General features: G+C 70.8%; 26 protein-coding genes. 20 read left to right on the forward strand and 6 right to left on the reverse strand.

The window, feature by feature from the left end; translation table 11 throughout:
- The first annotated feature begins 84 nt into the window (after nt 1-84).
- The 12 genes from Q1V88_RS08025 (at nt 85) to Q1V88_RS08080 (ending at nt 14869) form a co-directional block, all read left to right on the forward strand.
- On the forward strand, nt 85-2400 hold the full coding sequence (locus Q1V88_RS08025; RefSeq protein ID WP_300680268.1) for an ABC transporter permease: 2316 nt from the start codon (nt 85-87) through the stop codon (nt 2398-2400).
- Entirely contained in the window at nt 2387-3142 is a 756-nt protein-coding gene (locus Q1V88_RS08030; protein ID WP_300680270.1) for an ABC transporter ATP-binding protein, read from the forward strand. The genes Q1V88_RS08025 and Q1V88_RS08030 overlap by 14 nt, the downstream gene beginning before the upstream one ends.
- Nucleotides 3139-3891 (forward strand): ABC transporter ATP-binding protein, encoded by a 753-nt coding sequence (locus Q1V88_RS08035; protein WP_300680272.1) that lies wholly within the window; start codon nt 3139-3141, stop codon nt 3889-3891. The genes Q1V88_RS08030 and Q1V88_RS08035 overlap by 4 nt, the downstream gene beginning before the upstream one ends.
- A 2-nt stretch (nt 3892-3893) precedes the next feature.
- Nucleotides 3894-4247 carry a hypothetical protein gene (locus Q1V88_RS08040; protein ID WP_300680273.1) on the forward strand — a complete coding sequence of 118 codons (354 nt, stop codon included), beginning with the start codon at nt 3894-3896 and terminating at the stop codon, nt 4245-4247.
- A 10-nt stretch (nt 4248-4257) separates the two neighbouring features.
- A complete protein-coding gene (locus tag Q1V88_RS08045; RefSeq protein WP_300680275.1) occupies nt 4258-5697 on the forward strand; it encodes an amidase in 1440 nt (479 codons plus the stop codon).
- A 127-nt stretch (nt 5698-5824) separates the two neighbouring features.
- Entirely contained in the window at nt 5825-6985 is a 1161-nt protein-coding gene (locus Q1V88_RS08050; protein WP_300680277.1) for an acyl-CoA dehydrogenase family protein, read from the forward strand.
- A gap of 8 nt (nt 6986-6993) precedes the next feature.
- On the forward strand, nt 6994-7998 hold the full coding sequence (locus Q1V88_RS08055) for a MaoC family dehydratase N-terminal domain-containing protein (RefSeq protein WP_300680279.1): 1005 nt from the start codon (nt 6994-6996) through the stop codon (nt 7996-7998).
- Entirely contained in the window at nt 7998-9137 is a 1140-nt protein-coding gene (locus tag Q1V88_RS08060; protein ID WP_300680280.1) for an acyl-CoA dehydrogenase family protein, read from the forward strand. The genes Q1V88_RS08055 and Q1V88_RS08060 overlap by 1 nt, the downstream gene beginning before the upstream one ends.
- Entirely contained in the window at nt 9134-9574 is a 441-nt protein-coding gene (locus tag Q1V88_RS08065) for a MaoC family dehydratase (protein ID WP_300680281.1), read from the forward strand. Before Q1V88_RS08060 ends, Q1V88_RS08065 begins: the two co-directional genes overlap by 4 nt.
- Nucleotides 9574-10755: a lipid-transfer protein gene (locus Q1V88_RS08070; protein WP_300680282.1), complete on the forward strand. Its 1182-nt coding sequence runs from the start codon at nt 9574-9576 to the stop codon at nt 10753-10755. Before Q1V88_RS08065 ends, Q1V88_RS08070 begins: the two co-directional genes overlap by 1 nt.
- Before the next feature lie 32 nt (nt 10756-10787).
- A complete protein-coding gene (locus Q1V88_RS08075; protein WP_300680284.1) occupies nt 10788-11201 on the forward strand; it encodes a hypothetical protein in 414 nt (137 codons plus the stop codon).
- Nucleotides 11202-11470: 269 nt separating this feature from the next.
- Nucleotides 11471-14869 (forward strand): pyruvate carboxylase, encoded by a 3399-nt coding sequence (locus Q1V88_RS08080; protein ID WP_300680286.1) that lies wholly within the window; start codon nt 11471-11473, stop codon nt 14867-14869.
- Nucleotides 14870-15003: 134 nt separating this feature from the next.
- Here Q1V88_RS08080 and Q1V88_RS08085 read toward each other — a convergent pair whose 3' ends face one another.
- From Q1V88_RS08085 to Q1V88_RS08095, 3 genes are all read right to left on the reverse strand, one after another.
- Nucleotides 15004-15384 (reverse strand): hypothetical protein, encoded by a 381-nt coding sequence (locus tag Q1V88_RS08085; RefSeq protein WP_300680288.1) that lies wholly within the window; start codon nt 15382-15384, stop codon nt 15004-15006.
- A gap of 5 nt (nt 15385-15389) precedes the next feature.
- Entirely contained in the window at nt 15390-15650 is a 261-nt protein-coding gene (locus Q1V88_RS08090; protein WP_300680289.1) for a hypothetical protein, read from the reverse strand.
- 111 nt (nt 15651-15761) lie between these two features.
- Entirely contained in the window at nt 15762-16376 is a 615-nt protein-coding gene (locus Q1V88_RS08095; RefSeq protein ID WP_300680291.1) for a response regulator transcription factor, read from the reverse strand.
- Between the two features lie 48 nt (nt 16377-16424).
- Here Q1V88_RS08095 and mgrA point away from each other — a divergent pair, with 48 nt between their 5' ends.
- Nucleotides 16425-17465: an L-glyceraldehyde 3-phosphate reductase gene (mgrA, locus tag Q1V88_RS08100; RefSeq protein ID WP_300680293.1), complete on the forward strand. Its 1041-nt coding sequence runs from the start codon at nt 16425-16427 to the stop codon at nt 17463-17465.
- A 50-nt stretch (nt 17466-17515) separates the two neighbouring features.
- A complete protein-coding gene (locus Q1V88_RS08105) occupies nt 17516-18490 on the forward strand; it encodes an SRPBCC family protein (RefSeq protein WP_300680295.1) in 975 nt (324 codons plus the stop codon).
- On the opposite strand, the gene Q1V88_RS08110 is transcribed toward Q1V88_RS08105, so the two are convergent.
- Both Q1V88_RS08110 and Q1V88_RS08115 read right to left on the reverse strand, forming a co-directional pair.
- Nucleotides 18478-19134, reverse strand: coding sequence for a hypothetical protein (locus tag Q1V88_RS08110; protein ID WP_300680297.1), 657 nt, complete (start codon nt 19132-19134; stop codon nt 18478-18480). The genes Q1V88_RS08105 and Q1V88_RS08110 overlap by 13 nt on opposite strands.
- 44 nt (nt 19135-19178) lie before the next feature.
- Nucleotides 19179-20366: a CDP-glycerol glycerophosphotransferase family protein gene (locus Q1V88_RS08115; protein WP_300680298.1), complete on the reverse strand. Its 1188-nt coding sequence runs from the start codon at nt 20364-20366 to the stop codon at nt 19179-19181.
- A gap of 74 nt (nt 20367-20440) precedes the next feature.
- Here Q1V88_RS08115 and Q1V88_RS08120 point away from each other — a divergent pair, with 74 nt between their 5' ends.
- The 6 genes from Q1V88_RS08120 (at nt 20441) to Q1V88_RS08145 (ending at nt 25715) form a co-directional block, all read left to right on the forward strand.
- The gene (locus Q1V88_RS08120) at nt 20441-21112 is read left to right on the forward strand and encodes a class I SAM-dependent methyltransferase (protein WP_300680300.1); all 672 of its coding nucleotides are present in this window, start codon (nt 20441-20443) and stop codon (nt 21110-21112) included.
- Between the two features lie 79 nt (nt 21113-21191).
- On the forward strand, nt 21192-22049 hold the full coding sequence (locus tag Q1V88_RS08125) for an ABC transporter substrate-binding protein (RefSeq protein WP_300680302.1): 858 nt from the start codon (nt 21192-21194) through the stop codon (nt 22047-22049).
- Nucleotides 22046-22903, forward strand: coding sequence for an amino acid ABC transporter permease (locus Q1V88_RS08130; RefSeq protein WP_300680303.1), 858 nt, complete (start codon nt 22046-22048; stop codon nt 22901-22903). The genes Q1V88_RS08125 and Q1V88_RS08130 overlap by 4 nt, the downstream gene beginning before the upstream one ends.
- Complete coding sequence (locus tag Q1V88_RS08135) at nt 22900-23676, forward strand: amino acid ABC transporter ATP-binding protein (protein WP_300680305.1); 777 nt, start codon at nt 22900-22902, stop codon at nt 23674-23676. The genes Q1V88_RS08130 and Q1V88_RS08135 overlap by 4 nt, the downstream gene beginning before the upstream one ends.
- A 95-nt stretch (nt 23677-23771) precedes the next feature.
- A complete protein-coding gene (locus tag Q1V88_RS08140; protein ID WP_300680307.1) occupies nt 23772-24575 on the forward strand; it encodes a HAMP domain-containing sensor histidine kinase in 804 nt (267 codons plus the stop codon).
- Between the two features lie 57 nt (nt 24576-24632).
- Nucleotides 24633-25715 (forward strand): matrixin family metalloprotease, encoded by a 1083-nt coding sequence (locus Q1V88_RS08145; RefSeq protein ID WP_300680309.1) that lies wholly within the window; start codon nt 24633-24635, stop codon nt 25713-25715.
- Between the two features lie 52 nt (nt 25716-25767).
- On the opposite strand, the gene purU is transcribed toward Q1V88_RS08145, so the two are convergent.
- A complete protein-coding gene (gene purU / locus Q1V88_RS08150; protein WP_300680311.1) occupies nt 25768-26625 on the reverse strand; it encodes a formyltetrahydrofolate deformylase in 858 nt (285 codons plus the stop codon).
- Nucleotides 26626-26663: the final 38 nt, after the last annotated feature.

The following is a 26663-nucleotide window of genomic DNA, read 5'->3' on the forward strand; positions in this document are numbered from 1 at the left end:
GCCGAGGTCGGCCGGGTCTGAGCACCCGGTCGGCCTCGGCTGAGCCCGATCCCCTCCGAGGCGACTCCCTGAGGAGAACCCCGTATGACCCTCTTTCTGACCTTCACGGTGCTGGGCCTGGTGCTCGGTGCGGTGTACGCCATCGCCGCGTCCGGCCTCGTCCTGACGTACACCACCTCTGGCATCTTCAACTTCGCCCACGGCGCGCAGGCCATGATCGGCGCGTTCGTCTACTACCAGCTCCACGTGAGCTGGGGTATCCCGACGCTGATCAGCGTCATCCTCGTGCTGTTCGTGCTCGGCCCGCTGATGGGCTTCGGTCTGCACCGCTTCATCATGGGCGGCCTGCGTGACACCGCCGAGGTGACGAAGATCGTCGTCACCGTCGCCATCCTGCTCGGGTTCGTCTCCCTGTCGCAGTGGGCCTGGGACCCGTCCGAGGCCCGCATCACCGAGATGTTCTTCGGTGTCGACAGCTACCTCTCCATCGGTGGCGTCACCATCCGCTACCACGAGCTGCTCTGCCTGGTCGCCGCTGCGGCGATCGCGATCGGCCTGCGGATCCTCTTCACCCGCTCCCGGATGGGCGTCCTGATGCGGGCGACCGTCGACGACCCGGACCTGCTGCGCCTCAACGGCCACGACCCGGAGAAGGTCGCCGCCCTGTCCTGGGCGCTCGGCTCCATGCTCGCCGTCCTGGCCGGCATCCTGATCACCCCGATCGCCGGTGGTGCGCTGGAGGCCAACGCGCTCACCCTGCTCGTGATCGACGCCTTCGCCGCGGCGCTCTTCGGCCGCCTGCGTTCCATCCCGCGCACCTTCTTCGGCGCCATCGTGCTCGGCCTGGCCAGCACCTACCTGGTCGCCTACGCCCCCAGTGGCTGGACCTGGATCACCAACCTGCGCGACGCGCTGCCGATGATCATCCTGTTCATCGTGCTGATCGTGCTGCCGCACGACCGCCTGCGCGGTGCCGCGGTCCGCTCCCGGGAGCGCTACGAGGTCCCGACCGTGCGCAACGCCGCGCTGTGGGCGGCGTTCATGGTGGTCGCCACCGTGGCCTACCGCCAGCTGATCGACGACTCCAGCGTCGGCACCCTGATCCTGGGCCTCTCCTTCGCGGTGATCGCCCTGTCCCTGACCCTGCTCACCGGGTACGCCGGTGAGATGAACCTCGCCCCGATCGCGTTCGGTGCGATCGCCACCATCGTGGCCTTCCACACCGGCATCAGCGGTTCGGGCCTGGACGCCCGGATGAACCTGTTCGGCCTGATCTGCGGCGTCATCGCCGCGGCCCTGACCGGTGCCCTGGTGGCGCTGCCGGCACTGCGCCTGCGCGGCCTCTACCTGGCCCTGGCCACGCTCGCGTTCGGCTCCATCGTCTCCTCGATGGTGCTGCGCGAGACGCAGCCCCGGAACTGGTTCGGGCACACCTTCGCGATCTTCCCCAACGGCAACATGATCGTGTCGCCGCTCAAGATCGGCCCGATCGACTTCGGCAACCAGAACACCTTCCTGTACGCCGTGGCGACCGTCTTCGCCGTGGTCGGCGTCGGTGTGGTGGCGCTGCGCAACTCCGGCTACGGCCGTCGTCTGGCAGCGATGAAGGACTCGCCGGCCGCCAGCGCGATGCTCGGCCAGCGCCTGATCCTGCTCAAGCTGTCGGTCTTCATGATCTCGACCGCGATCGCGGGCCTGGGCGGCATCTTCATGTCGATGGCGCTCAGCTCGGTCACCTCCGACCACTTCGTGTACAGCCTCAGCCTCTCGCTGGTGATGCTGACCGTGGTCGGCGGCATCGGCTACGTCAGCGGCGCCCTCTTCGGCGGCCTGCTCGCCGGTGGCGGCTTCACCCTGATCGTGGGCACGTTCAACGACCTGTCGATCTCGCACCCCACCCAGGCCACCACGCTGGGCATCCTGTCCCACCTGTTCCTGGTGGCCACGGCGCTGGTCGGGATCGGGGTGGCCCGCAACCCCAGCGGCACCCTGGCCGAGATCTTCCACAACCAGCGCACCCTGGCCAAGGCCCCCGAGATCCGGTACGGCGGCATCGCCCTCACCATCGTGCTCTACGTGCTGGCCTACGTCGGCGTGATCGGCACCTGGACGTTCTCCATCGCGGTCCTGGTGCTGTGGATGGCTCTGCCGTTCATCGGCAAGGCGCTGCGTCCGGAGAAGCTGCTCTCGGAGGAGGAGAAGGCGGCCCGTGCCGCGACCCCCGCCGAGCTGGTCGGCATCGACACGCCGTACCCCGACGGCCTGGGCGAGCAGCTGGACCGCGAGCTCGGCCTGACCCTCGGCGCCGACGCCGAGCCTGCCCGGCCCACCGGTTGGGTCGGCCGGCGTCGCAAGGACACCGATTCCACCACGAAGGGAGCGACCCATGTTCCAGCCTGAGCTGCGCGGCGAACCCCTGCTGCGGACCGACGAGGTCGTGGTGCGCTTCGGCGGCAACACCGCCGTCGACCACGTCAGCATCGACATCCACGCCGGTGAGGTCACCGGACTGATCGGACCCAACGGCGCCGGCAAGACCACGCTGTACAACTGCATCACCGGGATGCAGCGGATCGACTCGGGCCGGATCGTCTTCGACGGCGAGGAGATCACCGGACACTCCTCGGGCAAGCGCGCCCGGATGGGGATGGCCCGCACGTTCCAGCGCCTGGAGCTCTTCCTCTCGCTGAGCGTGCGCGACAACATCCGGGTCGCCGGTGACATCGTCAAGGCCAACACCCGTCGCCGGTTCGACCTCGAGGCCGAGACCGACCGGGTGATGGAGCTGACCGGGCTCACCGACGTGGCGCACCTGGACGTCTCCGACATCCCGACCGGCCGCGCCCGCGTGGTCGAGGTGGCTCGTGCCCTGATGACCGCACCGCGGCTGCTGCTGCTCGACGAGCCCGCCTCGGGTCAGACCGAGCAGGAGACCGAGCGGTTCGCCGAGATGCTGCGTGGCCTGGCCGACGACGGCCTGGCCGTCTGCCTGGTCGAGCACGACCTGCCGCTGGTGATGGGGCTGTGCTCCCAGATCCACGTCCTGGACCACGGGGTCAGGATCGCCTCGGGCACGCCCGCCGAGATCCAGGCCTCCACCGCGGTCATCGAGGCCTACATCGGATCGGAGGTGGTCGCATGACCACCGCGTCCCAGACGCAGACCGACGCCCACGACGCTGGAGCCGAGGTCGAGGCCCCGGCCGTCGAGCTGGTCGGTGCGCGGGCGGCGTACGGCGCCATCGAGGTGCTCAAGGGGGTCGACCTGACCCTCCCGGCCGGCAAGGTCGTGGCACTGCTCGGCCCCAACGGCGGTGGCAAGACCACCACGATGAAGCTGATCACGGGCCTGATGCCGCTGACCTCCGGGGAGCTGCGGCTCTCGGGGCGCAACGTCACCGGGATCGGCGCCACCGAGGTCAGCAAGCTCGGGGTCTGCTCGATCCCCGAGGGCCGCGGCGTCTTCGCCAACCTGACCGTCCGGGAGAACCTCTGGGTCGCCACCGGCACCGGCACCAAGCTCGAGGCGATCGAGGAGGCGGCCTACACCCGCTTCCCCAAGCTCGGGCAGCGTCGCAACCAGCTGGCCGGCTCCATGTCGGGCGGCGAGCAGCAGATGCTGGCGCTCTCGCGGGCGCTGGGTACCGATCCGGCGGTGCTGCTGCTGGACGAGCTGTCGATGGGCCTCGCGCCCATGATCGTCTCGGAGATGTACGACATCGTGGGCCAGCTGGCCACCGAGGGCATCTCCATCCTCGTCGCGGAGCAGTTCGCCCGCGTCGTGCTTCCGATCGCCGACTCCGCCGCGCTGATGCTCGGCGGACGGGTGATCAAGGTCGGGGAACCGGCCGCCATCGAAGAAGAACTCTCCACCACCTACCTGGGAGGCTGACCATGATCACCGACGAGCGCCGCGCACAGTTCCACCAGCAAGTCGCCGACCACCGCCTCAAGGTGGACGGTGCCCGTTCCGACAAGGCTCTGCGGATCCTCGGCATCGTGCTGATGTTCGGTGGCGTGATCGGGATGTTCGTGGAGTACAACTCCTCGCTGTCCCAGTCCGACATGCGTGACATCACCTCGAGCCAGATCCTGGCGCTGGCCTTCCTCGGCCTGACCATCGTGGGTGCCGCGTTCTACCTGGCCACCGCGATCGCCCGCACGCTGCGGCTGTGGCTGCTGCGCCAGCTGGTCGAGGGCCAGGCCCAGACCGACCAGATCGCTGCGGCCCTGCGCGAGCGGGTCTGAGGAGACTGACGTGGATGCCACCGCGCTCGCAGCCGCGATCAGTGCCGGCGACCTGACTGCTCGGGACGCGGTCGAACGGTCGATCGCCACGATCGAGCAGCACAACCCGGCGCTGGGTGCGGTGGTCCACACCCGCTTCGACGAGGCTCTGGCCGAGGTCGAGGCGGGGCTGCCGGATGGCCCGCTGCACGGCGTGCCGGTCCTGATCAAGGACCTGCACGCCGACGTGGCGGGCCTTCCGTCGACCGGGGGAAGTCGGCTCTTCGCCGACCACGTCCCCGAGCACGACTCGGAGCTGGTGCGCCGCTACAAGGCCGCCGGGATGGTCGTGCTGGGCACCACCAACGTGCCCGAGTTCGGCCTCAACGCCTCCACCGAGGGGGCGCTCTACGGTCCGTGCCGCAACCCGCGGGCCCTGGACCACTCCACCGGCGGCTCCAGCGGCGGCTCGGCCGTCGCGGTCGCCACCGGGATGGTGCCGGTCGCCTCGGCCAGCGACGGCGGTGGCTCGATCCGCATCCCCGGATCGATGAACGGACTCTTCGGACTCAAACCCGGGCGTGGGCGGATCAGCCCAGCGCCGTACCCGACCCTGCTGGCGGGTCCGGTGAGCGTGCAGCACGCGTTGACCACGACGGTCCGCGACTCCGCGCTCCTCTTCGACATCACCCACGGCTCGCTGCCCGGCGACGCCTTCGGTGCCCCGACCCCGACCCGCTCCTTCGTCGAGCAGGTCGCCTCCGGTCCGGGTCGCCGACTGCGGATCGGCCTCGCGCTGGCCCCGGGCGACGGCGACGTGGCCGCTCCCGAGGTCGCCGCGGTCGTACGCCGAGCAGCCGACCTGCTCTCCGACCTCGGGCACGAGGTCGTCGAGACCACGATGGACTACCGGCTCGAGGATGCTCGTGCCGGTGGGGGAGTCCTGATGGGGGCCGGCATGGTCGCCGACGTCCAGGACCGGCTCGCCGCGCTCGGCCGCGAGCTGCGCGACGACGACGTCGAGGTCTTCACCCGCACCCTCTTCGACCACTACTCCGCGACCCTGACCGGGATGGACGTCTACCGCGCGATGTGCACCGCCCAGCGGGTCGGCTGGCAGCTGGGCCACCAGCTGCGTGGCTCGGCCGGCGAGGGCGCCGGCGGCGTCGAGGCTGGCGGACTGGACCTCTTCCTCACCCCGACCCTGGCCGAGCCGGTGCCGCCGCTGGGGCTGCTGGACACCAGCCGTCCGGAGTCGATCTGGCAGCACGCCAGCCGGTACTCGGCCTTCACCAGCGTCTTCAACTTCACCGGCCAGCCGGCCGTCACGGTGCCGTTCGGCACCGACTCCGACGGTCTGCCGATCGGGATCCAGCTCGCCGCCGACCTCGGCGGGGAGGGGCTGCTGCTCGCGGTCGCGGGCCAGATCGAGGCGGCGGCACCGTGGCCGCTGCGGGCGCCGGGCTACTGAGCGCGACGCCGGGAGCGACGTAGTTCGACGGTGGCTCTCGGTGGTCGGGATCACCGCCCCCGGGGCGCCGCGCGGGACGGCAGGATCCGATTCGTTGTGATCTGAGCCGACTGTGATGAGGAGTCCCATGGATCTGCGGGAGACCCCGGCCCACCAAGAACTGCGTGCGGAGTTGCGAAGCTACTTCGCGGGCCTGCTGAGCGACGACGAGCGTCGCGAGGTCGGCGAGGTCGGAGCCGGCGGGCCCCGCTTCCGTGAGGTCGTGAAGATGATGGGCCGCGACGGGTGGCTCGGCATCGGCTGGCCGAAGGAGTACGGCGGCCGCGGGATGTCTGCTGAGGAGCAGTTCATCTTCTACGACGAGATCCAGCGCGCCGGGGTGCCGTTCCCGCTCGTCACGATCAACACCGTGGGCCCCACGCTGATGCAGTTCGGCAGCGAGGAGCAGAAGAAGAAGTACCTGCCGGGCATGCTGACCGGCGACATCGTCTTCGCGATCGGCTACACCGAGTCCGGTGCCGGCACCGACCTGGCGTCGCTGCAGACCCGCGCGGTGGCCGACGGCGACGACTTCGTGGTCAACGGCTCGAAGATCTTCACCACCGGCGGCAACACCGCCGACTACGTCTGGCTGGCCTGCCGGACCGACCCCGAGGCGCCCAAGCACAAGGGCATCTCCATCCTGATCGTGCCGTGCGATGACCCGGGCTTCTCCTGGAGCCAGATCCGCTCGGTCGGCGGGATCCACCCCACCGCGACGTACTACCAGGACATCCGGGTGCCGGCGTCCGAGGTGGTCGGTGAGCTGAACGGTGGCTGGAGCCTGATCACCGCCCAGCTCAACCACGAGCGGGTCGCGCTGGCCGCCCTCGGCGGCCGGATGATCCAGCTCTGGGAGCAGACCCTGGAGTGGGCCAAGGGCAACGGCGTGATCGACAAGCCGTGGGTGCGTCAGGAGTTCGCCCGGACGCACGCCAAGCTCGAGGCGATGCGCCTGATGAACTGGAAGCTGGCCGCCGCGGTGGGGGACCACACCCTGCGCGGGGAGCAGGCCGGTGCCGCGAAGGCGTACGGCACCGAGACCCACATCGACCTGCAGCGCACCCTGTTCCAGATCCTGGGTGCCGCGGGCCGGATCCGGCCCAACTCCCACGCCGCCGTGCTGCACGGCCAGGTGGAGCAGCTCTCCCGCCAGGGCCTGGTCAACACGTTCGGTGGTGGGGTCAACGAGGTCCTGCGCGACATGATCGCGACGATGGGCCTGGGCATGCCCCGGAGCAAGAGGTGAGTGCGGCGATGAGCGAGCAGAACACGACGTCGTACGACGACCGCCTGGCCGCCTTCGTCGGCCGCGTGCTCAACGAGAGGACGCCGGGCGCCGACCCGGTCAACGTGCCGATGATCCGGCACTGGGTCGAGGCGATGGACCTGTCCAACCCGGTCCACCTCGACGCCGACGCGGCCCGCGAGAGCGGCCGCGACGACGTGGTCGCCCCGGCCTCGATGATCCAGGCCTGGACGATGCGCGGCTACGCCAAGACGGTGCGCCCCAGCGCCGAGGCAGGCTCGGGTGCCGGCTTCGCCGAGCTGGTCGACCTGCTCGCCGAGGGCGGTTACACCTCGGTGGTCGCCACCGACTCCGAGTTCGACTTCGTCCGCGAGGTCGTGCCCGGCGACGAGATCACCGTGGAGGAGGTCGTCGACGCGATCGGCCCGGAGAAGGAGACCGGTCTGGGCACCGGCCGCTTCGTCACCACGATCAAGACCTACCGTGACGCCGCGGGCGAGACGGTCGCCACCCAGCGCTGGCGCACACTGCGGTTCAAGCCGCGGGAGAAGGCAGCGGAGAAGGCGCCGGAGCGTGCGCTGCGCCCGCGGCCCGCCCTCAACCTGGACAACCGGTTCTGGTTCGACGCCGCCCTGGAGCACCGCCTGGTGATCCAGCGCTGCGCCTCGTGCCAGACCCTGCGTCACCCGGTCGGCCCGCAGTGCCCGCACTGCCAGTCCTTCGAGTGGGACACGATCGACGCCTCGGGTGCGGCCACGCTGTACTCGTTCACGGTGGCGCACCACCCCAAGCACCCGGCCTTCGACTACCCGCTGGTGATCGCCGTCGTGGAGCTCGCCGAGGGCACCCGCCTGATCGCCAACCTCGCCGGGATCGCTCCCGAGGAGGCCCGGATCGGCATGGACCTCCAGCTCGACTGGCTCGACGCCGACCCTGAGCTGACCCTCCCGGTCTTCCGGGCCGCCCCTGCCGCACCGCACGCCGCATCCCCTGCCGTCCAGGAGGAGAACTGATGGACTTCAACCTCGATGAGGACCTCCAGGCCCTGGGTGGCCTGGCACTCGAGATCCTCGACGACCTCGCCGACACCGACCGCGTCCGCGCGGTGGAAGCGAGCGAGAGCCGGGTGGACGACACCCTGTGGGCAGCACTGGCCCAGGCCGGTCTGCTCGCGCTGACCGTGCCCGAGGAGTACGACGGCGCCGGGCTGGGCCTGGACGCGCTCGCGGTGCTGCTGGAGGAGCAGGGCCGCCACGTGGCGGCCGTCCCGCTCTGGTCGGCCGCCGTGGCCGCCGAGGCCGTGGCCCGGTTCGGCACCGCCGAGCAGAAGGCTGCCCTGCTGCCCGGTGTCGCCTCGGGCGAGAGCCGGATCGCGCTGGCCCTGGAGGAGTACGAGGGCGCCGAGCCCGAGGCTCCGCTGACCCGTGCCGTCGCCGCGGGCGAGGGCTACACCCTGACCGGGGTCAAGGCCGTCGTGCCGACCCTGGCCGGTGCCGACCAGATCCTGGTCTCGGCCACCACCGACGCCGGTGCCGGGCTCTTCCTGGTCACCCTCACCGACGGTGCCGCTCCCGGCCTGAGCGCGACCCTGTCCGACACCACCATGTATGACCTCGCCGGTGAGCTCGTGCTCGACGCCACCCCGGCCGTCGCCGTGGGTGAGCCCGGCGGCGCCGTGCTGCCGGTGACCCTGCGGGTCGCGGCGATCGCGCTCTCGGCGCTCCAGATCGGGGTCGCCGACGGGGCGCTGGCGCTGGCAGCGTCGTACCTCACCACGCGCGAGCAGTTCGGGCGTCCGCTGGGCACGTTCCAGGCGGTGCAGCACCAGCTGGCCGACTGCTGGATCGACATCGACGCGATGCGGGTCACGCTGTGGCAGGCGATCAGCAACGACGCCGAGGACCTGCTCGGCACCGACCCGCTGCGCGCTGCCGAGCGGGCCGGCTGGGTGGCGAAGTGGTGGGCCGACAAGGCCGGCCTCGACGTCGTCCACCGCGCCCAGCACGTGCACGGCGGGATGGGCGTGGACACCGACTACCCGGTGCACCGTCACTTCCTGTGGGGCAAGCAGATCTCCTCGACCCTGGGCGGCTCCTGCGCCGCGCTGGCCGGTCTGGGTGAGCTCCTGGCCACGACGGAGGTGCGCTCGTGAGCACCACCCGCACTCCGGCTCAGGTGAGCGTGGGGGAGACCCTGCCCGAGCTCGCCATCGAGATCACGCGCACCCTGATCGTCGCCACGGCGATCGCGAGCCGTGACTACCAGGACGTCCACCACGACCCGACGCTGGCCAACGAGCGCGGCTCGAAGGACATCTTCATGAACATCCTCACCAGCAACGGCCTGGTGGAGAAGTACGTCGCCGAGTGGGCCGGTCCGGCCGCGGTGGTGAAGAAGATCAAGATCCGTCTGGGCGCCCCGAACTACCCCGGCGACACGATGACGATGACCGGCTCGGTCGCCGCCGTCGAGGGACGGCTGGTCAGCGTCGAGGTGACCGGGGCCAACAGCCTCGGTTCGCACGCCTCGGGGACCGTCGTCGTCGAGCTGCCGGAGTTGCCCACGACCGCTACGTCCGAGGAGGCCTGATGGCTACGAAGTCCCTGGCCGGATCCGCCGCGATCGTCGGCATCGGCGCCACCGAGTTCTCCAAGGCCTCGGGCCGCAGCGAGCTCCAGCTCGCTTGCGAGGCGGTCACCGCCGCGATCGCCGACGCGGGCCTCAAGCCCTCCGACGTCGACGGGATGGTGACCTTCACCGCCGAGACCAGCTCGGAGAACCACGTCGCCCGCAACGTCGGCATCGGCGAGCTGACCTTCTTCTCCCGGGTCGGCCACGGTGGTGGCGCGGCGGCCGGCACGGTGGCGCACGCCGTCGCCGCGATCGAGGCCGGCCTGGCCTCGGTGGTGGTCTGCTGGCGCGCGTTCAACGAGCGCTCGGGTGAGCGCTACGGCCTGGGCCAGTCGAACCGTGCGATGGACGAGAGCGCCGACCGGGCGGCGTACTCCTGGATGACCCCGTTCGGCCTGTCCACGCCGGCCCAGTGGGTCGCGATGAACGCGCAGCGCTACCTGCACGAGTACGGCGGCTCCACCGAGGACTTCGGTCGGATCGCGGTCATCGACCGGGCGCATGCGGCCACCAACCCGAAGGCCTACTTCTACGAGCGCCCGATCACGCTGGCCGACCACCAGGCCTCGCGCTGGATCACCGAGCCGCTGCGGCTGCTGGACTGCTGCCAGGAGACCGACGGCGGCCAGGCGCTGGTCGTGGTCTCGGCCGAGCGTGCCAAGGACCTGCCGAACAAGCCCGCCTGGATCCTGGGCGCGGCCCAGGGCGAGGGCGCGGACCAGATGATGATGACGTCGTACTACCGGCCCTCGATCACGGGGCTGCCGGAGATGGCGGTCGTCGGGCGTCAGCTGTGGGCCCAGAGCGGGCTCACCGCCGACGACATGCAGGCAGCGATCCTGTACGACCACTTCACCCCGTTCGTGCTGCCGCAGCTCGAGGAGCTCGGCTTCTGCGGTCGCGGTGAGGCCCGGCACTTCATCGCCGACGGTCACCTCGACCCGGGTGGGCGGATCCCGCTCAACACCCACGGCGGTCAGCTCGGTGAGGCCTACCTGCACGGCATGAACGGCATCGCCGAGGCGGTCCGTCTGGTGCGTGGGACGTCGGTCAACCAGCCGGCCTCGCTGACCAACGTGGTCGTCACCGCGGGCACCGGCGTGCCCACCAGTGGGCTGGTGCTCTCGGCGAACTCCTGACACCGACGGGGGCGGCGCGCCAGGATGCGGCTATGACCGTGACCGCGCCCGACCCTGACTCCCTCGCAGCCACCGTTGCCCTCGCGCAACGGTGGCTGCCGGCATTTCTGGAGGGGCGGCGCGCTGACGACGACGTCTACGCCGCGGTGGTGACCACCTGGCACAACATCGGCGAGCGCGAGGTGGAGATCCAGCGCACCCCCTCGCGCACCCGGCACAACGACTCCGGCGCCGACCTGCGGGTCGTCGATCCCCGGCTCCGGGTCTTCGACGGCGGCTGGGTCTTCCAGGGGACCACGGTGGGCACCTCGGCGGCGGGTGTGGCGGTGCGGGTGCCGGTCTGCCTCGTGGTCACCGTCGAGCAGGGCCGGATCGTGCGCTTCGAGGAGTACGCCGACTCCGCAGCGACCCGGGACCTGGCCGGGCTCCCGCAGAACGGGAACTGAGTACCACGTTCGGTCCACTGGGTGGAACGGCCGAAGCGACGGCAGCACATTTGACCGGTAAATTCCTCACTCTGTGACATAGGTCACAGGAGTGGCTGTCCGAGGGATGGGAGAAGGGCTCGCGTGCGGGCCGGCCTCGGCACCATGAAACACCGCAGGCATCGACTGGGCGACCCCCAGTCACGCCCGCGGACGACGCCGCGCATCTGAGCGGGGTCGTCCTCGACACGGAAAATCGACACGATCGAACACAAAAGGAGTCCGATTCGATGGCGCTGCGCAAGGTCCTGGTGGCAAACCGCGGAGAGATCGCGATTCGCGCGTTCCGGGCGGCTTACGAGCTGGGGGCGAAGACCGTCGCGGTCTTCCCGTATGAGGATCGCAACTCCGAGCACCGGCTCAAGGCCGACGAGGCCTATCAGATCGGGGAGGCCGGCCACCCGGTGCGCGCCTACCTGGATCCCGAGCTGATCGTCGCCACGGCGGTCAAGGCGGGTGCCGATGCGGTCTACCCGGGCTACGGCTTCCTGAGTGAGAACCCGGCCCTGGCCGAGGCCTGCGCCGCGGCCGGCATCACCTTCGTCGGGCCGAGCGCCGAGGTGCTCACCCTGACCGGCAACAAGGCCCGCGCCATCGCCGCGGCCAAGGCGGCCGGGGTGCCGACCCTGGCCTCGGTGGAGCCCTCGACCGACGTCGAGGCCCTGATCGCCGCCTGCGACGCGCTGCCCTTCCCGCTCTTCGTCAAGGCCGTGGCCGGTGGCGGCGGGCGCGGCATGCGCCGCGTCGATGCTCCGGGCGAGAACAACGACGCGCTGCGCGAGGCGATCGAGACCTGCATGCGCGAGGCCGAGGGCGCCTTCGGTGACCCGACCGTCTTCGTCGAGCAGGCGGTGGTGGACCCGCGCCACATCGAGGTCCAGATCCTCGCCGATGGTGAGGGCAACGTCATCCACCTCTACGAGCGCGACTGCTCGGTCCAGCGCCGCCACCAGAAGGTCGTCGAGATCGCTCCGGCGCCCAACCTCGACCCGGCGATCCGTGACCGGATGTGTGCCGACGCCGTCTCGTTCGCGAAGCAGATCGGCTACTCCTGCGCCGGCACCGTCGAGTTCCTGCTCGACCCCGCCGGCAACTACGTCTTCATCGAGATGAACCCCCGCATCCAGGTCGAGCTCACCGTGACCGAGGAGGTCACCGACGTCGACCTGGTCCAGGCCCAGATGCGGATCGCGGCAGGGGAGACCCTGGCCGACCTCGGTCTGTCCCAGGAGTCGATCCAGGTCCGGGGTGCGGCGCTGCAGTGCCGGATCACGACCGAGGACCCGGCCAACGGCTTCCGGCCCGACACCGGCGTGATCACCACCTACCGTTCCGCAGGTGGTGCGGGCGTCCGCCTCGACGGTGGCACGACGTACACCGGTGCCGAGGTCAGTGCCCACTTCGACTCGATGCTGACCAAGCTCACCTGCCGTGGTCGCACCTTCGACAAGGCCGTGGACCGCGCCCGCCGTGCGCTCGCGGAGTTCCGTATCCGCGGGGTCTCCACGAACATCCCGTTCCTCCAGGCGGTCCTGGACGACCCGGACTTCCGTCGCGGCGGCGCCACCACCTCGTTCATCGAGACCCACCCGCAGCTGCTCACCGCGCGGCACTCGGCCGACCGCGGCACCCGGCTGCTGACCTTCCTCGCCGACGTCACCGTGAACCAGCCGTACGGCGCCCGCCCGGCCGTGGCCGACCCGGCGCTGCGTCTGCCGGCGATCGACCTGGCCGCCGAGCCGCGTCCGGGCTCGCGGCAGCGACTGCTCGAGGTCGGGCCCGAGGCGTTCGCCGCCGAGCTGCGCGCCCAGACCCGGGTCGGGGTCACCGACACCACGTTCCGTGACGCCCACCAGTCGCTGCTGGCGACCCGGGTGCGGACCAAGGACCTGCTCGGCGTGGCCGGGCACGTGGCCCGGATGACCCCGGAGCTGCTCTCGATGGAGGTCTGGGGCGGTGCCACCTACGACGTCGCGCTGCGCTTCCTGAGCGAGGACCCGTGGGAGCGGTTGGCCAAGATCCGTGCCGCGGTGCCCAACATCGCGCTGCAGATGCTGCTGCGTGGGCGCAACACGGTCGGCTACACGCCGTACCCGACCGAGGTCACCGACGCGTTCGTCGCCGAGGCGGCCGCGACCGGGATCGACATCTTCCGGATCTTCGATGCGCTCAACGACGTCGAGCAGATGCGTCCGGCGATCCAGGCGGTCCGGGCCACCGGCACCGCGGTGGCCGAGGTGGCGCTGTGCTACACCGGCGACCTGTCGGATCCCGACGAGACGCTGTACACCCTGGACTACTACCTCGATCTGGCCCAGCAGATCGTCGACGCCGGCGCTCACATCATCGCGATCAAGGACATGGCGGGCCTGCTGCGCGCTCCGGCCGCGCGCACCCTGGTCACGGCCCTGCGTGACCGGTTCGATCTGCCGGTCCACCTGCACACCCACGACACCCCCGGTGGTCAGCTCGCCACCCTGACCGCTGCGATCGAGGCCGGGGTCGACGCCGTCGACGCCGCCTCGGGTGCGGTCGCGGGCACCACCTCGCAGCCGTCGCTGGCCTCGCTGGTGGCCGCCACCGACCACACCGCGCGCGAGACCGGCCTGGACCTCAGGGCCGTCGGCGACCTGGAGCCCTACTGGGAGTCGGTGCGTCGGGTCTACGCCCCGTTCGAGTCGGGCCTGCCGGCCCCGACCGGCCGGGTCTACACCCACGAGATCCCCGGTGGTCAGCTCTCCAACCTGCGCCAGCAGGCCAAGGCGCTGGGCGTGGGCGACCGGTTCGAGGCCGTCGAGGACATGTACGCCGCCGCCAACCGGATCCTGGGACGCGTGCCCAAGGTGACCCCGTCGAGCAAGGTGATCGGCGACCTCGCCCTGCACCTGGTGGCGGTCGGTGCCGACCCGGCCGAGTTCGAGGCCTACCCCGGTCGCTTCGACATCCCCGACTCCGTCGTCGGCTTCCTCTCCGGTGAGCTCGGCACGCCTCCGGGTGGCTGGCCCGAGCCGTTCCGGACCAAGGCCCTGGCGGGTCGCACCGCCCGGGTGCTGGAGACCGAGCTGAGCGCCGAGCAGTCCGCCGCCCTGGCGGCCGACCCGCGGATGACCCTCAACGAGCTGCTCTTCCCGGCGCCGACCCGTGAGTTCAAGGAGGCGCAGTCCACCTGGGGCAAGGTCGCGGTGCTCGACACCCTCGACTACCTCTACGGCCTGCAGCCGGGTGAGGAGCACGAGGTCACGCTGGAGGAGGGCAAGGTCCTGCTCCTCGGGGTGGTCTCCATCGGCCCCGCCGACGAGCGCGGCTTCCGCACCGTGATGTGCACGATCAACGGCCAGCTCCGGCCGATCGCGGTGCGTGACCGCTCCATCACCCCCGAGGCCCCGGCCGCGGAGAAGGCCGACCCGGCCCAGGCCGGCCACGTGGCCGCGCCGTTCGGCGGCTCGGTGACCCCGTCGGCCAAGGTCGGCGACCTGGTCTCGGCCGGTGACGTGGTGGCGACCATCGAGGCGATGAAGATGGAGGCCTCCATCACCGCGCCGATCGACGGTCGGGTCGAGCGGGTCGCGCTGGCCGGCACCTCGCCGGTCGACGGCGGCGACCTGGTGCTGGTGATCACGCCGGCCTGATCCGGCCGACTCGCCCCCGGGCGAGGACCAGACAGGTCACAGACAGGTCAGAGACAGAGACGGGGCCCGATCCGCAGTGCGGATCGGGCCCCGTTCGTGGGTCGCCGTCGTGGCGATCACACAGCGAGGCCGGCTCAGTGCCTGGCGCCCCGGGGGAAGGAATCGTCGGAGCCGGCCCAGGTCGAGGGCGGGTCGCTGCTGGGGAACGACTCGCGTCCGACCTCGTCGAGGAAGTCGTCGGCGGTGGTCATGGTCGGGTCGAGGTCGAACTCGTAGGCCGGCGGGTAGAGCAGGGTCTCGGTGCCGTCCGATCCCGCAGCCGGCGGCCTCAGGTCGGTCCAGCCGTCGGTGGAGGTGGCACGGGCCTCCTTGACCTGCTGGACGCGGTCGGAGACGAACCGGACCCCGACGCCGGTGGCGTGCTTGATCTCGGCGACGGCCTGCGTGCGCGGGCGGCTGCCGAGGTAGTAGCCGACGACGGCTCCGGCGGCGAAGGCCCAGGTGGTGGTGCGCATCTGTCTCACCTCATGCGGGTTCGGGGATCGATGGACATGTCACTGAACTGCTCCTCGTCGCTGTGCAGGCGCTCGGTGTCGACGGTCTCGTCGTGCTCGACATGCTTGCCGTGGTGGACCGCATGTGGGGCTGACGGGACCTCCCGGACGTGACGGGAGTGGTCGGTGTGACGGTTCGCGCGGTGCGCCTCGACGTACCACGCGAGGAGGAAGCACGCGGCCAGGATGACCGCGATCACGAGGATGATCATCACTGTGCTGGACATGTCTCCACTGTTCTCCAGCGCCTGCGGAGCGACAAGGCGCCGGGGGAGATGTGACCCCGATGGGTGAGTCATTTCGCCCTGTCTCTCACCCCTGAGGGTGAGGCTGCTCGCTCAGCGATCCGGGCCGGAGAAACCGTGCTGGAGGGCCCACGCCACCGCCTGGCCGCGACTGCCCGCCCCGATCTTGCGGTAGAGCTCGCGGATGTGGCTCTTGAGGGTGTTCTCGCTCAGATGGAGCCGCTCGGCGATCTCGTGGTTGGACAGCCCCTGGGCGATCAGGGCGGCCACGTCGACCTGGCGCGGCGTCAGCTGATGCCGTACGCCGAGCCGCTCGGGCTGCTCGGGCAGGGGACGCCCGAACGCGGTCCGCTCGATCGCCGTGACCATCTCGGGGGCGCGGACCGACATCGAGATCCACGCCTCGCACCCCATCGCCAGCGCCCGCGAGCGCAGGTCGGGGCGCATGTCCCGGCTCAGCACCAGCACCTTGGCCGCGGTCCGGTGCAGCAGGTGGTCCAGCTCGTCCTCGCCGGTGCCCTCGGCGTCGTGCAGGCCGAGGGTGTCGTAGACGATCACGTCGACCCCGACGGCCCGCGAGCGGGTGCCGGACAGGGCGGTCACGACCACCCGGTCGGGGTAGTCGGCGAGCATGGCGACCAGGCCCCGTGCCACCACCTCCTGGGGCGTCACGATGGCAACCCGCAGTGGCACCCCCGAACGGCTCACCCCCTCACCTTAGGGCCGCGCGGCCACCGCGTGGGGGAGGATGGGGCCATGACGTACATCCCCGCTCACGACCGCTACGACTCGATGCCCTACCGGCGGGTGGGACGCAGCGGCCTGGTGCTCCCGGCGATCAGTCTCGGGCTGTGGCACAACTTCGGCGACGACGTCGCCTTCGACCGCCAGGCCCAGATCCTCCAGACCGCCTTCGACGCGGGCATCACGCACTTCGACCTGGCCAACAACTACGGCCCGCCGGCCGGGTCGGCCGAGGAGAACTTCGGCCGCCATCTGCGCAAGAGCTTCGCCGGGCTGCGCGACGAGCTGGTGATCTCCTCCAAGGCCGGCTGGGACATGTGGCCCGGCCCGTACGGCGACATCAGCGGCTCGCGCAAGTACCTGATCTCCAGCCTCGACCAGTCCCTGGAGCGGATGGGTCTGGACTACGTCGACATCTTCTACCACCACCGTCCCGACCCGAACACGCCGCTGGAGGAGACGATGGGGGCGCTGCACTCCATCGTGGAGTCCGGCAAGGCGCTGTACGTCGGGATCTCGTCCTACTCCGCCGACCTCACCCGGAAGGCGCAGGCCCTGCTGGCCGACCTCGGCACCCCGCTGCTGATCCACCAGCCGTCGTACTCGATGCTCAACCGCTGGGTGGAGACCGACGGCCTGCTCGACACCCTGGGCGACCTGGGCACCGGCTGCATCGCGTTCTCGCCGCTGGCCCAGGGGATGCTGACCAACAAGTACCTCGGCGGCATCCCCGACGGCTCGCGCGCCAGCCAGGACAAGTCGCTGTCGACCGACCTGCTCACCCCGACCGCCCTGGAGCACATCCGGGCGCTCAACGACCTCGCCTCCGAGCGCGGCCAGTCCCTGGCCCAGATGGCGCTGGCCTGGGCGCTGCGCAACGACGCCGTCTCCTCGGTGCTGGTCGGTGCCAGCAGCGCGGCCCAGCTGAGCGACAGCCTGGGTGCGCTGACCAACCTCGCGTTCACCGACGAGGAGCTGGCCAGGATCGACACCCACGCCGTCGAGAGCGGCATCGACCTGTGGAGCGGCGCGCGCGAGTCCGGCGACGCCTGACGTGAGGCGGCCTCCGGCGTAGGGTGGGCACCCCCTGCACCGGAGGCCCCATGCCGATCACCGAGGTCGCCACCGACCGCGACGCCCTCACCCTGACCGTCGTCGCCGACTACGACGTGCCGGTGGCCCGGCTCTGGGACGGGTACGTCGACCCGCGCCAGCTCGAACGCTTCTGGGGCACCCCGGACTGGCCGGCCACGTTCCTGCGCCACGACGCCGCTGCGGGCGGACGCAGCGACTACGTGATGACCGGGAACCTCGGCCAGGTCTCCCGGGGCCTGTGGGAGTGGCTCAGCGTCGACCCCGGCGTCGGCTTCGTGGTCCGTGACGGCTTCGCGCTCGCCGACGGCAGCCCCAACCTGGACCTGCCCACCGCACGGATGGAGTTCTCCTTCGAGAGCCGCGGCTCCGGCTCCCGGCTCCGGGTCAGGAGCCACCTCGCCTCGGCCGAGGAGCTCGACAGCCTGGTCGAGCTCGGCATGATCGACGGCCTCCGTGCCGCGATGGGCCAGATCGACGGGGTGCTGGCCCTGCCGGTGCCCAGCACGCCCGAGGACGAGGTGCTGTCCCAGACCCTGACCGAGACCCAGATCCGGGTCTCACGGGTGCTGCGCTCGACCGTGGAGCAGGTCTGGGAGGCCCACCACGACTCGTCCCTGATGCGGACCTGGCTGCTCGGCCCGGAGGGCTGGACGATGCCGGTGTGCCAGATCGCCACCGACGTGGGGGAGGGCTACCAGTACGAGTGGGAGCCGATCGACCCGACCTCGGCGCAGGTCCGGTTCGGCTTCGTCGGCACCCTGGTCGAGGAGGAGGCGCCGTACCGCTCGGTCACCACCGAGGCGATGATCGGCCTGGAGGGCCCGGCCACCCTCAACGAGATGACCCTGACCGCTCTGGAGCACGGCACCCTGCTGAGCCTGGTGATCACCTACCCGTCGGAGCAGCTGCGCGACATCGTGCTCCAGACCGGGATGACGGAGGGGATGGAGGCCTCCTACCGCCGCCTCGATCAGCTCTTCTGATCGCGCACACCGAAGGTGAGCGCGATGTCCCAGGGCAGGATGCCCCAGCCCGGGACGGCGTCGGCGAGGTAGTACGGCGCCATGTCGAGCGCCCCGGCCGAGGCCGGGGCGCTGATCGAGACCACGTCCGAGCCCGGGGTGAGGTGCTCGGACCACAGGTCGCTCTGCGCCGGCGGCGGGCAGACCTCGACGGTGGAGAGCTGACGGCCCTCCTCGTCGACGTGCAGCGCGAAGAAGGCGTACGGCACGTCGGGGGCGTCGGTGCCGCCGAGCTCGACGACGAGGAACTCGAAGGTCTCGGCGACGTGGCGCAGCGCCTGGTTGATCGCGCGGACGAACTCCTGCGGCGCCTCGGCCCGCGGGGAGACCGAGCCGCTGACGGGGCTCAGCCGGACCCGGGAGCCGCTGGGCAGCACCAGGGCCGGGCTCGCCGGGTCGCTCTCGTCGAGCTCGGCGACCTCACGGAACCGTCCCGGGCCCCGCTCGACCCGGGTCAGCATCCCGGTGCCCTGCACCGCGGCGAGGATGCCGTCGTTGTCCATGTGCCACAGCCGGGTGCCCTCGGCGGACCAGGTCCGCAGCAGGCCTCCGACGGCGAGGCCGAGCTGGACGGTGGTGGTCGCGGCGGGAGTGGTGGCAGCCATGAGGTGACGGTATCGCGGCAGGGGTGAGGGCACCGAGCGGGCGCTCAGGCCGTGACCGCGTCCTCGACGCTCGGCTCGACGCCGACCAGCTCGTCACGCAGCACGCACAGCGCGTCGATCTCGGCGCAGAACCGGTGCGTGGACTCACCGACCCGGACGTCGTCGAAGTAGTGGTGGCGCATCGCGGCCCGGGCGATCCGGTGCTCGTCGTGGGCCAGCCGGTCGGCGAGCAGGTCGGGCAGCGAGCCGATCGAGTCCACGTCGATCACGTCGGCGGCCCGGCTCACCGGCACCTCCCGGCGCAGGGTGTCGGCGTCGTGGTGCCGGTCGGTGATCAGGATCGGCTTGTCGGTGCGCAGGTAGAGCCAGTCCAGACCGACCGAGGAGACGTCGGTGATCATCGCGTCGCAGCGACCCATCAGCGCCAGGATGTCGCCCTCGACGACGGCGGTGTGGCCGGCGGCGGGGTCGGCCTGGGCGGCCTCGGCGATCAGGTCGAGCAGCAGCCGGTGGCCCTCGGCGATCCGCGGGGTCAGCGAGGTGGCCACCTTGGGGTGCGGCTTGTAGACCAGCCGGACGTCGGGCTGGGCCAGCACCGCCCGCACGATCTGCTCACCGAAGGCGTCGACCGAGCTGTAGTCGTTGTAGTCGGCGTCGCCCTCCCAGGTCGGCGCGTAGAGCACCGTGGTGCGCTCGGACTCGGCGATCTGCGGCTCGGGCTGGAGGTCGAGCTGCGGGCGCCCGATCCGGACCAGCTTGGTGCTGTCGAAGGCGATCAGGCCGCGCTCGATCCGCTGCGCGGCCGCCTCGCCGGCGACGAAGACCCGGTCGTAGGCCTTCGCGTTGTTGGAGACCATCGACTGCTTGTCGGACTCGCCGTGGTTGATGTGGACGTGCAGCATCCGGCTGTCGATCAGGGACTGGAAGTTGCGCATCGAGTTGTTGCAGTAGACCGCGACCTTCGCGTCGAGCTCGGGCAGGAGCTCGTGCATCTGGTCGAACTCGGGGGCGCACAGCACCGGAAGCCCGGTCAGCTCACGGGTCAGGTCGGCGGTCTCGGGGTCGCGGGTCAGGATGCCCACGGGGTGGGTCTCGTCGAGGATCTCGAGCACCGGAAGCCACTGCTTCAACTGATAGAGACGGGTCGGATCGTCGCCGAAATAGGCGAGGACGTCGACCTCGGGACGGCCCGGAACGGAAGCGATGTCGGAAGGGAAGGGGGCCTCAAGCACTGAGGGATCGTAGGTGGCCAATGTTTCGGCCAGGCACCCGGGTCGGCGCCGTTACCAATCAGTAATCTGGAGCCATGACAGAGGCGACCCACGGGACCCCGAACGAGGCCATCGACGAGGCCACCAGGTTCTGGGAGGACAAGTACGGCGAGAAGGCCCAGATCTGGTCCGGGAAGGTCAATCAGGCGGTCTCGGTGACCCTGGACGGGATCGCTCCGGGGACCGCGCTGGACCTGGGCTGCGGCGAGGGCGGGGACTCGGTCTGGCTCGCCCGCCACGGCTGGACGGTGACCGGCGTCGACCTCTCCGCGACGGCGATCGCCCGCGCCCGTGCCGAGGCCGAGCGCCTGGGGTTCGCCATCGACTTCCGCACCGTCGACCTGGCCCAGTGGCAGCCGGAGACGGCGTACGACCTGGTCAGCGCCGCCTTCCTGCACTCGCCGGTGGCCTTCGGTCGCACCGCCGCCCTGCAGCGTGCCGCCGCTGCTGTCGCCCCCGGCGGGCACCTGCTGGTGGTGGGCCATGCCGCACCGCCGCCGTGGTCGACGTTCCACCAGCACGACCACACCCACGAGGCCGATCCTGACCAGGAGCTGATCGGTGCCGCCGAGCAGGTACGTCGCCTCGACCTCGATCCGACGCAGTGGGAGATCCTCGTCGCCGAGGACCGCGCTCGGGGCGTGCACGACGCCGAGGGGAACCCGGCGGTGCTCGAGGACGCCGTGGTGCTCGCCCGACGACGGTGAACCCGCCGCGGGGTGGGATGATGCAGCCGGACCGACACTGGACCGTAACTGACTGGGTGCCTCAACCCAAGGAGAGAACATGCGATTGACCCGAGCCATCGCTGCCGTCGCCACCACCGTGGCCGTGGTGGCCCTGTCCGCTTGTGGGAGCGGCAGCGACACCAGCACCAAGGCCTCCGGCCAGGAGTCCACGACGTCGAGCGCTCTGAAGACGATGGTGAGCGGCAAGCTCACCATCGCCACCGGCGAGCCGGCGTACTCCCCGTGGGTGGAGGACAACAAGCCGGAGTCGGGCAAGGGCTTCGAGTCCGCCGTGGCCTACGCGGTGGCCGCCAAGCTCGGGTTCTCCGCCGACCAGGTGGTGTGGAAGCGGACCACCTTCGACGCCGCGATCGCGCCGGGCCCGAAGGACTTCGACCTCAACCTGCAGCAGTTCACCATCTCCGACAAGCGTCGCAACGCCGTGGACTTCTCCACGCCGTACTACACGACGCCGACCGCGATCGTCTCGATCAAGGGCAACAAGGGCGCCGACGCCACCACCCTGGCCGGCCTCAAGGACTCCCTGCTCGGCGGCGCCGTGGGCACCACCTCGCTGGACACCGCGCAGGCCGAGATCGACCCGAAGCAGAAGATCCAGAACTTCAACAGCGTCCAGGACAGCGTCGCCGCGCTCAAGGCCGGCCAGGTCGACGCGCTCGCCGTCGACCTGCCGACCGCGCTCTACCTGGCGGCGGCCGAGCTCGACAACGGCGTCGTCGTGGGTCAGCTCTCCGGCACCGACGGGGGCGACCAGTTCGGCATCGTGCTGGCCAAGGGCTCTGACCTCACCGCCGCGGTGAGCAAGGTCGTCGACGCCCTCCAGGCTGACGGCACGCTCACCGAGCTGGCCAAGAAGTGGCTCACCGACTCGGCTGGCGCCCCGGTCCTGAAGTGACCTCACCCGTCACCACGACGGTCTCGACCGTCGAGCTCGAGCGGCGCCGCTACCGGACCCGGCAGCGGCGCCGCTCGGTGCTGATCAGCCTGCTCAGCACCCTCGTCTTCGCCGCGGTCGCCGCCGTCGCGATCATCAACAGCCCCGGCTGGCACGAGGTCCGGCACTCGTTCTTCGACGTCAAGTACGGCTGGGACGTGCTGCCCGACGTGCTGCGCGGGCTGTGGCTCAACATCCGGGTCCTGGTCGTGGCCGTGATCGCCGTGGGCATCGTCGGCTCGGTGGTCGCGATCGCCCGCACCACCCGCGGTGCCGTGCTCGCCCCGGTGCGCTTCCTGGCGGCGGCCTACACCGACCTCTTCCGCGGCATCCCGCTCCTGATCGTGCTCTACCTGGTCGGCTTCGGCGTCCCCGGCCTCGGCCTGACCGGCCGGGTGCCGTCGTACGTCTGGGGGACGATCGCGCTGGTGATCACCTACGGCGCGTACGTCGCCGAGGTGCTCCGTGCCGGGATCGAGGCGGTGCACCCTTCCCAGCGGCTCGCCGCCCGCTCGCTCGGGCTGAGCTACGGCCAGACCCTGCGGATGATCGTGATGCCGCAGGCGATCCGCAAGGTGACCCCGGCCCTGATGAACGACCTGGTCGCGATGCAGAAGGACGTCGGCCTGATCTCCGTGCTCGGCGCCGTCGACGCCGTCCGCGCCGCCCAGATCGAGGTCGCCTCCACCTACAACTTCACCCCGTACGTCGTCGCCGGCCTGCTCTTCGTCGCGATGTCGTGGCCGCTGATCCGGCTCACCGACGCCCTGACGGCCCGGGCCCGCCGACGTGAGCAGATCGGAGGTGCGGTGTGAGCACCGCCCCGTCCACCCCGACCAAGGGCGCCGGCACCGCCGGGCCCGCGCTGCGGATCAGCGGCCTGGCCAAGTCCTTCGGCGAGACCGCCGTCCTGCAGGGGATCGACCTGGAGCTGGCCCGGCACGAGGTCGTGGTGCTGATCGGCGCCTCGGGCTCGGGCAAGTCCACGCTGCTCAAGACGATCAACCTGCTGGAGCCGATCGACGACGGCCAGATCTTCCTGGACGGCGACGACATCACCGACCCGCGCCAGGACGTCGACGCCGTCCGTGCCCGGATCGGGGTGGTGTTCCAGCACTACAACCTCTTCCCGCACCTGTCGGTGCTCGACAACGTCACGCTGGCGGCCCGCAAGGTCGCCAAGGTGCCCAAGGCGACGGCGGAGGCGACCGGCAGGGCGCTGCTGGAGCGGATCGGCCTGGCCGACCACGCCGGCTCCTACCCCGACCGGCTCTCGGGCGGCCAGCAGCAGCGGGTCGCGATCGTGCGTGCGATCGCCACCGACCCCGAGCTGCTCCTCCTCGACGAGATCACCTCGGCACTGGACCCGGTCCTGGTCGGCGACGTGCTCGACCTGGTCCGCCAGCTCAAGGACGGCGGCTCGACCATCCTGATGGCGACCCACGAGATGGGCTTCGCCCGGCGCGTGGCCGACCGGGTGGTCTTCCTCGCCGGTGGCCGGATCGTCGAGTCTGGGACCCCAGAGCAGATCTTCGACCATCCGCGCGAGCAGGCGACCCGGGACTTCCTCGCTCGACTGTCACATTGAGTCGCGGTTCGGGCCTCCGCACGCCACAATCGGCGTAGACTTTGGTCCTGGGACCGGCTCGGAGGTGGGGATCACGCATTCAATGGGGGGCCTTCATGGCGCGAGGGGTCGACGACTCGACCGCTGACCGGTCGGGCGGTGACGCCGTCGGCGACCCGCAGGACTCCCGACACCAGGCCCGCCAGCTGCGCTTCCTGGCCGACATGCGTGGCACCGACGGGTTCCGCAACCGGCTGATCGGGACCGTCGCGCACGAGCTGCGCAACCCGCTGACCTCGATCCTCGGTCACCTCGACCTGCTCCGTGAGGGCGAGATGTCCCAGGCCGAGACCGCCCGGGTGATCGACCTGGTGATGCGCAGCGCCGAGCGGATGGAGGGCGTCGTCGACGACCTGCTGGTGCTGGCCCGTGCCGGTGAGCTGCTCAGCCTCGGCAACCGCGACCGGGTGGTGCTCGCCGACGTGATCGAGGAGTGCCGCCAGCTGCTCACCCCGATCGCCACCGAGGCCGACGTCGAGGTCCGCTTCGACCAGTCCGCCTCGCCGATCACGGTCAGGGGTGACCAGGGCCAGCTGCTGCGGATGGTGCAGAACCTGATCAGCAACGCGATCAAGTACAGCCCCACCGGCTCCGTCGTCGACGTCGAGCTGCACAGTGGGGAGAGCCTTGCCGAGATCGTCGTACGCGACGAGGGGGTGGGGATCTCCGAGGCCGACCAGGAGCAGCTCTTCACCGAGTTCTTCCGCTCCCACGACCCGGCCGTGCAGGCCCGTCCGGGCACCGGCCTGGGGCTGTCCATCGTGGAGCGGATCGCGCACGCCCACGGCGGCGCCGTCGGGATCCAGTCCAAGCTCGGCCGCGGCACCACCGTCACCGTCTCCCTGCCGCTGCTGACCTGAGCGCACCCGGGCGGCGCAACGACTCAGACGGAGCACGCGCCGGCCGACTAGACCAGTGTGGGTGCCACACCGGTCCGTACGACGTTGGCGCTCTCGCTGCTGGCGGGGGTGCTGCTGTGGGCACCGCACCCGGCGGTCGCAGCGGCCGGGTCCTCCGACACCACGGTGCCCTCGACCACGCTGAGCGTCGGCGTGAGCGGCACCCGTACGGTGGCCGCCAACACCCCGGTGACCGCCTCGGGCCGGGTCCAGGCCCCGGCCGGCGGACTGCTCGCCCAGGTCGGCGGGATCGTGCTCTCGCTGCTCCAGGCGGTGCTCCAGCCCCTCACCGGCGTCGGTGGGGCCAAGGTCGCCCTGGAGCTCCAGACGCCGACGGGATGGTCGACCTACAGCAGTGCCACGGCCAACGCCGCGGGCAGCTATGCGGTGAGCGTGCCGACGTCGGCGTACGGCACCCACACCTGGCGGATCTCCACGGCCGCCACGGCGACCAGCGCGGCCGCCGCGACGGCCCCGTTCAGGGTGGCGGTGCCCACGCCCTACCGTCCGCGCGGCTCGGCACGCTCCTACCGGCTGCTGCCCGACGGCCACGCCCGCTGGAACCCCTGCACGCCGGTGCCGTACTACGTGAACACCGCCGGGATGCCCCGTGGCGCGATGACCACGGTCCGGCAGGCGCTGGCGCAGGTCCAGGCCGCCACCGGCCTCACCTTCCGCTACGCCGGGCGTTCGCGCGGGGTGCCGTTCGCGACGGGGACGAACGTGGCGGGGATGCCGTCGTACGGCTTCACCATCGCCTGGGCGAGTCCGAAGAAGGTCCGTCAGCTGCGCGGCTCCACGGTGGCGATCTCGGGCTCGTGGAGCCAGATCGCCCAGCTCAGCCCGACCCGGTATGCGCAGCAGTACGTCGCCGGGGGACTGGTGATCGACAGGACCGAGAGGCTGCGCACCGGGATGGGGCGCGGTCGCACCCTCGGCTTCGTGCTGATGCACGAGATGGGGCACGTGGTCGGTCTCGACCACACCCGGGACACGTCCCAGGTGATGTCGGCCTACCTCACCTCGCGCTCGCAGACGCAGTACGGCGCCGGCGACCTGGCCGGGTTCGCCGCGGTCGGGTTCGGCGGCGGCTGCCTCTGAGCGGCCCTCTCGGCCTGCTCAGTCGCGCCGCGCCGCCGCACCCGGCTCCAGGTCAGCGGAAGACGACGGTCTTGTGGCCGTTGAGCAGGATCCGGGTCTGGGAGTGCCACCGGATCGCCCGGGAGAGCACCTGCGCCTCCACGTCCTTGCCGGCGGCCACGATCGCCGAGGCCGAGGCGCGGTGGTCCACCCGCATGATGTCCTGCTCGATGATCGGGCCCTCGTCCAGGTCGGCGGTGACGTAGTGCGCCGTCGCCCCGACCAGCTTCACGCCGCGCTCCCAGGCCTGGTGGTAGGGCTTGGCGCCCTTGAAGCTCGGCAGGAACGAGTGGTGGATGTTGATCGCCTTGCCCTCGAGCTGGCGGCACAGGTCGTCGGAGAGGATCTGCATGTAGCGGGCCAGCACGACCAGGTCGATCTTGAGCTCGGTGACCAGGCTCATCAGCTTCGCCTCGGCCTCGGCCTTGGTCTCCTTCGTCACCGGGATGTGGTGGAAGGGGATGCCGTAGTGGTCGGCGAACGGCTTGAGGTCGAGGTGGTTGGAGACGATGGCGGGGATCTCGATCTGCAGGTTGCCGGTGCTCCAGCGGAAGAGCAGATCGTTGAGGCAGTGCCCCTCCTTGCTCACCAGGAGCAGCGTGCGGTACGCCGTGGTGGCGTCCCACAGCGCCCAGGCCATCTCGTAGCGCTCGGCGATCGGGGCGAAGCCGGCGCGCAGGACGGCCTCGGTAACGGCGTCGTCGAGGGTGGAGAAGTGCACCCGCTGGAAGAAGCGGCCCGAGTCGGGGTCGTTGAACTGCTCGCTCTCCAAGATGTTGCCGGACTTCTCCAGAACGAAGCCGGCCACAGCGTGGATCAGGCCGGGGGCGTCGGGGCAGTCGATGGTGAGAACGAACTCGGGGCGGGTCACGGGGCAGAAGTCTAGAGGTGCCTGCGAGGATGGCGGAC

Origin of the sequence: Nocardioides sp., assembly GCF_030150155.1 — a bacterium.
Taxonomy (GTDB): Bacteria; Actinomycetota; Actinomycetes; order Propionibacteriales; family Nocardioidaceae; genus Nocardioides.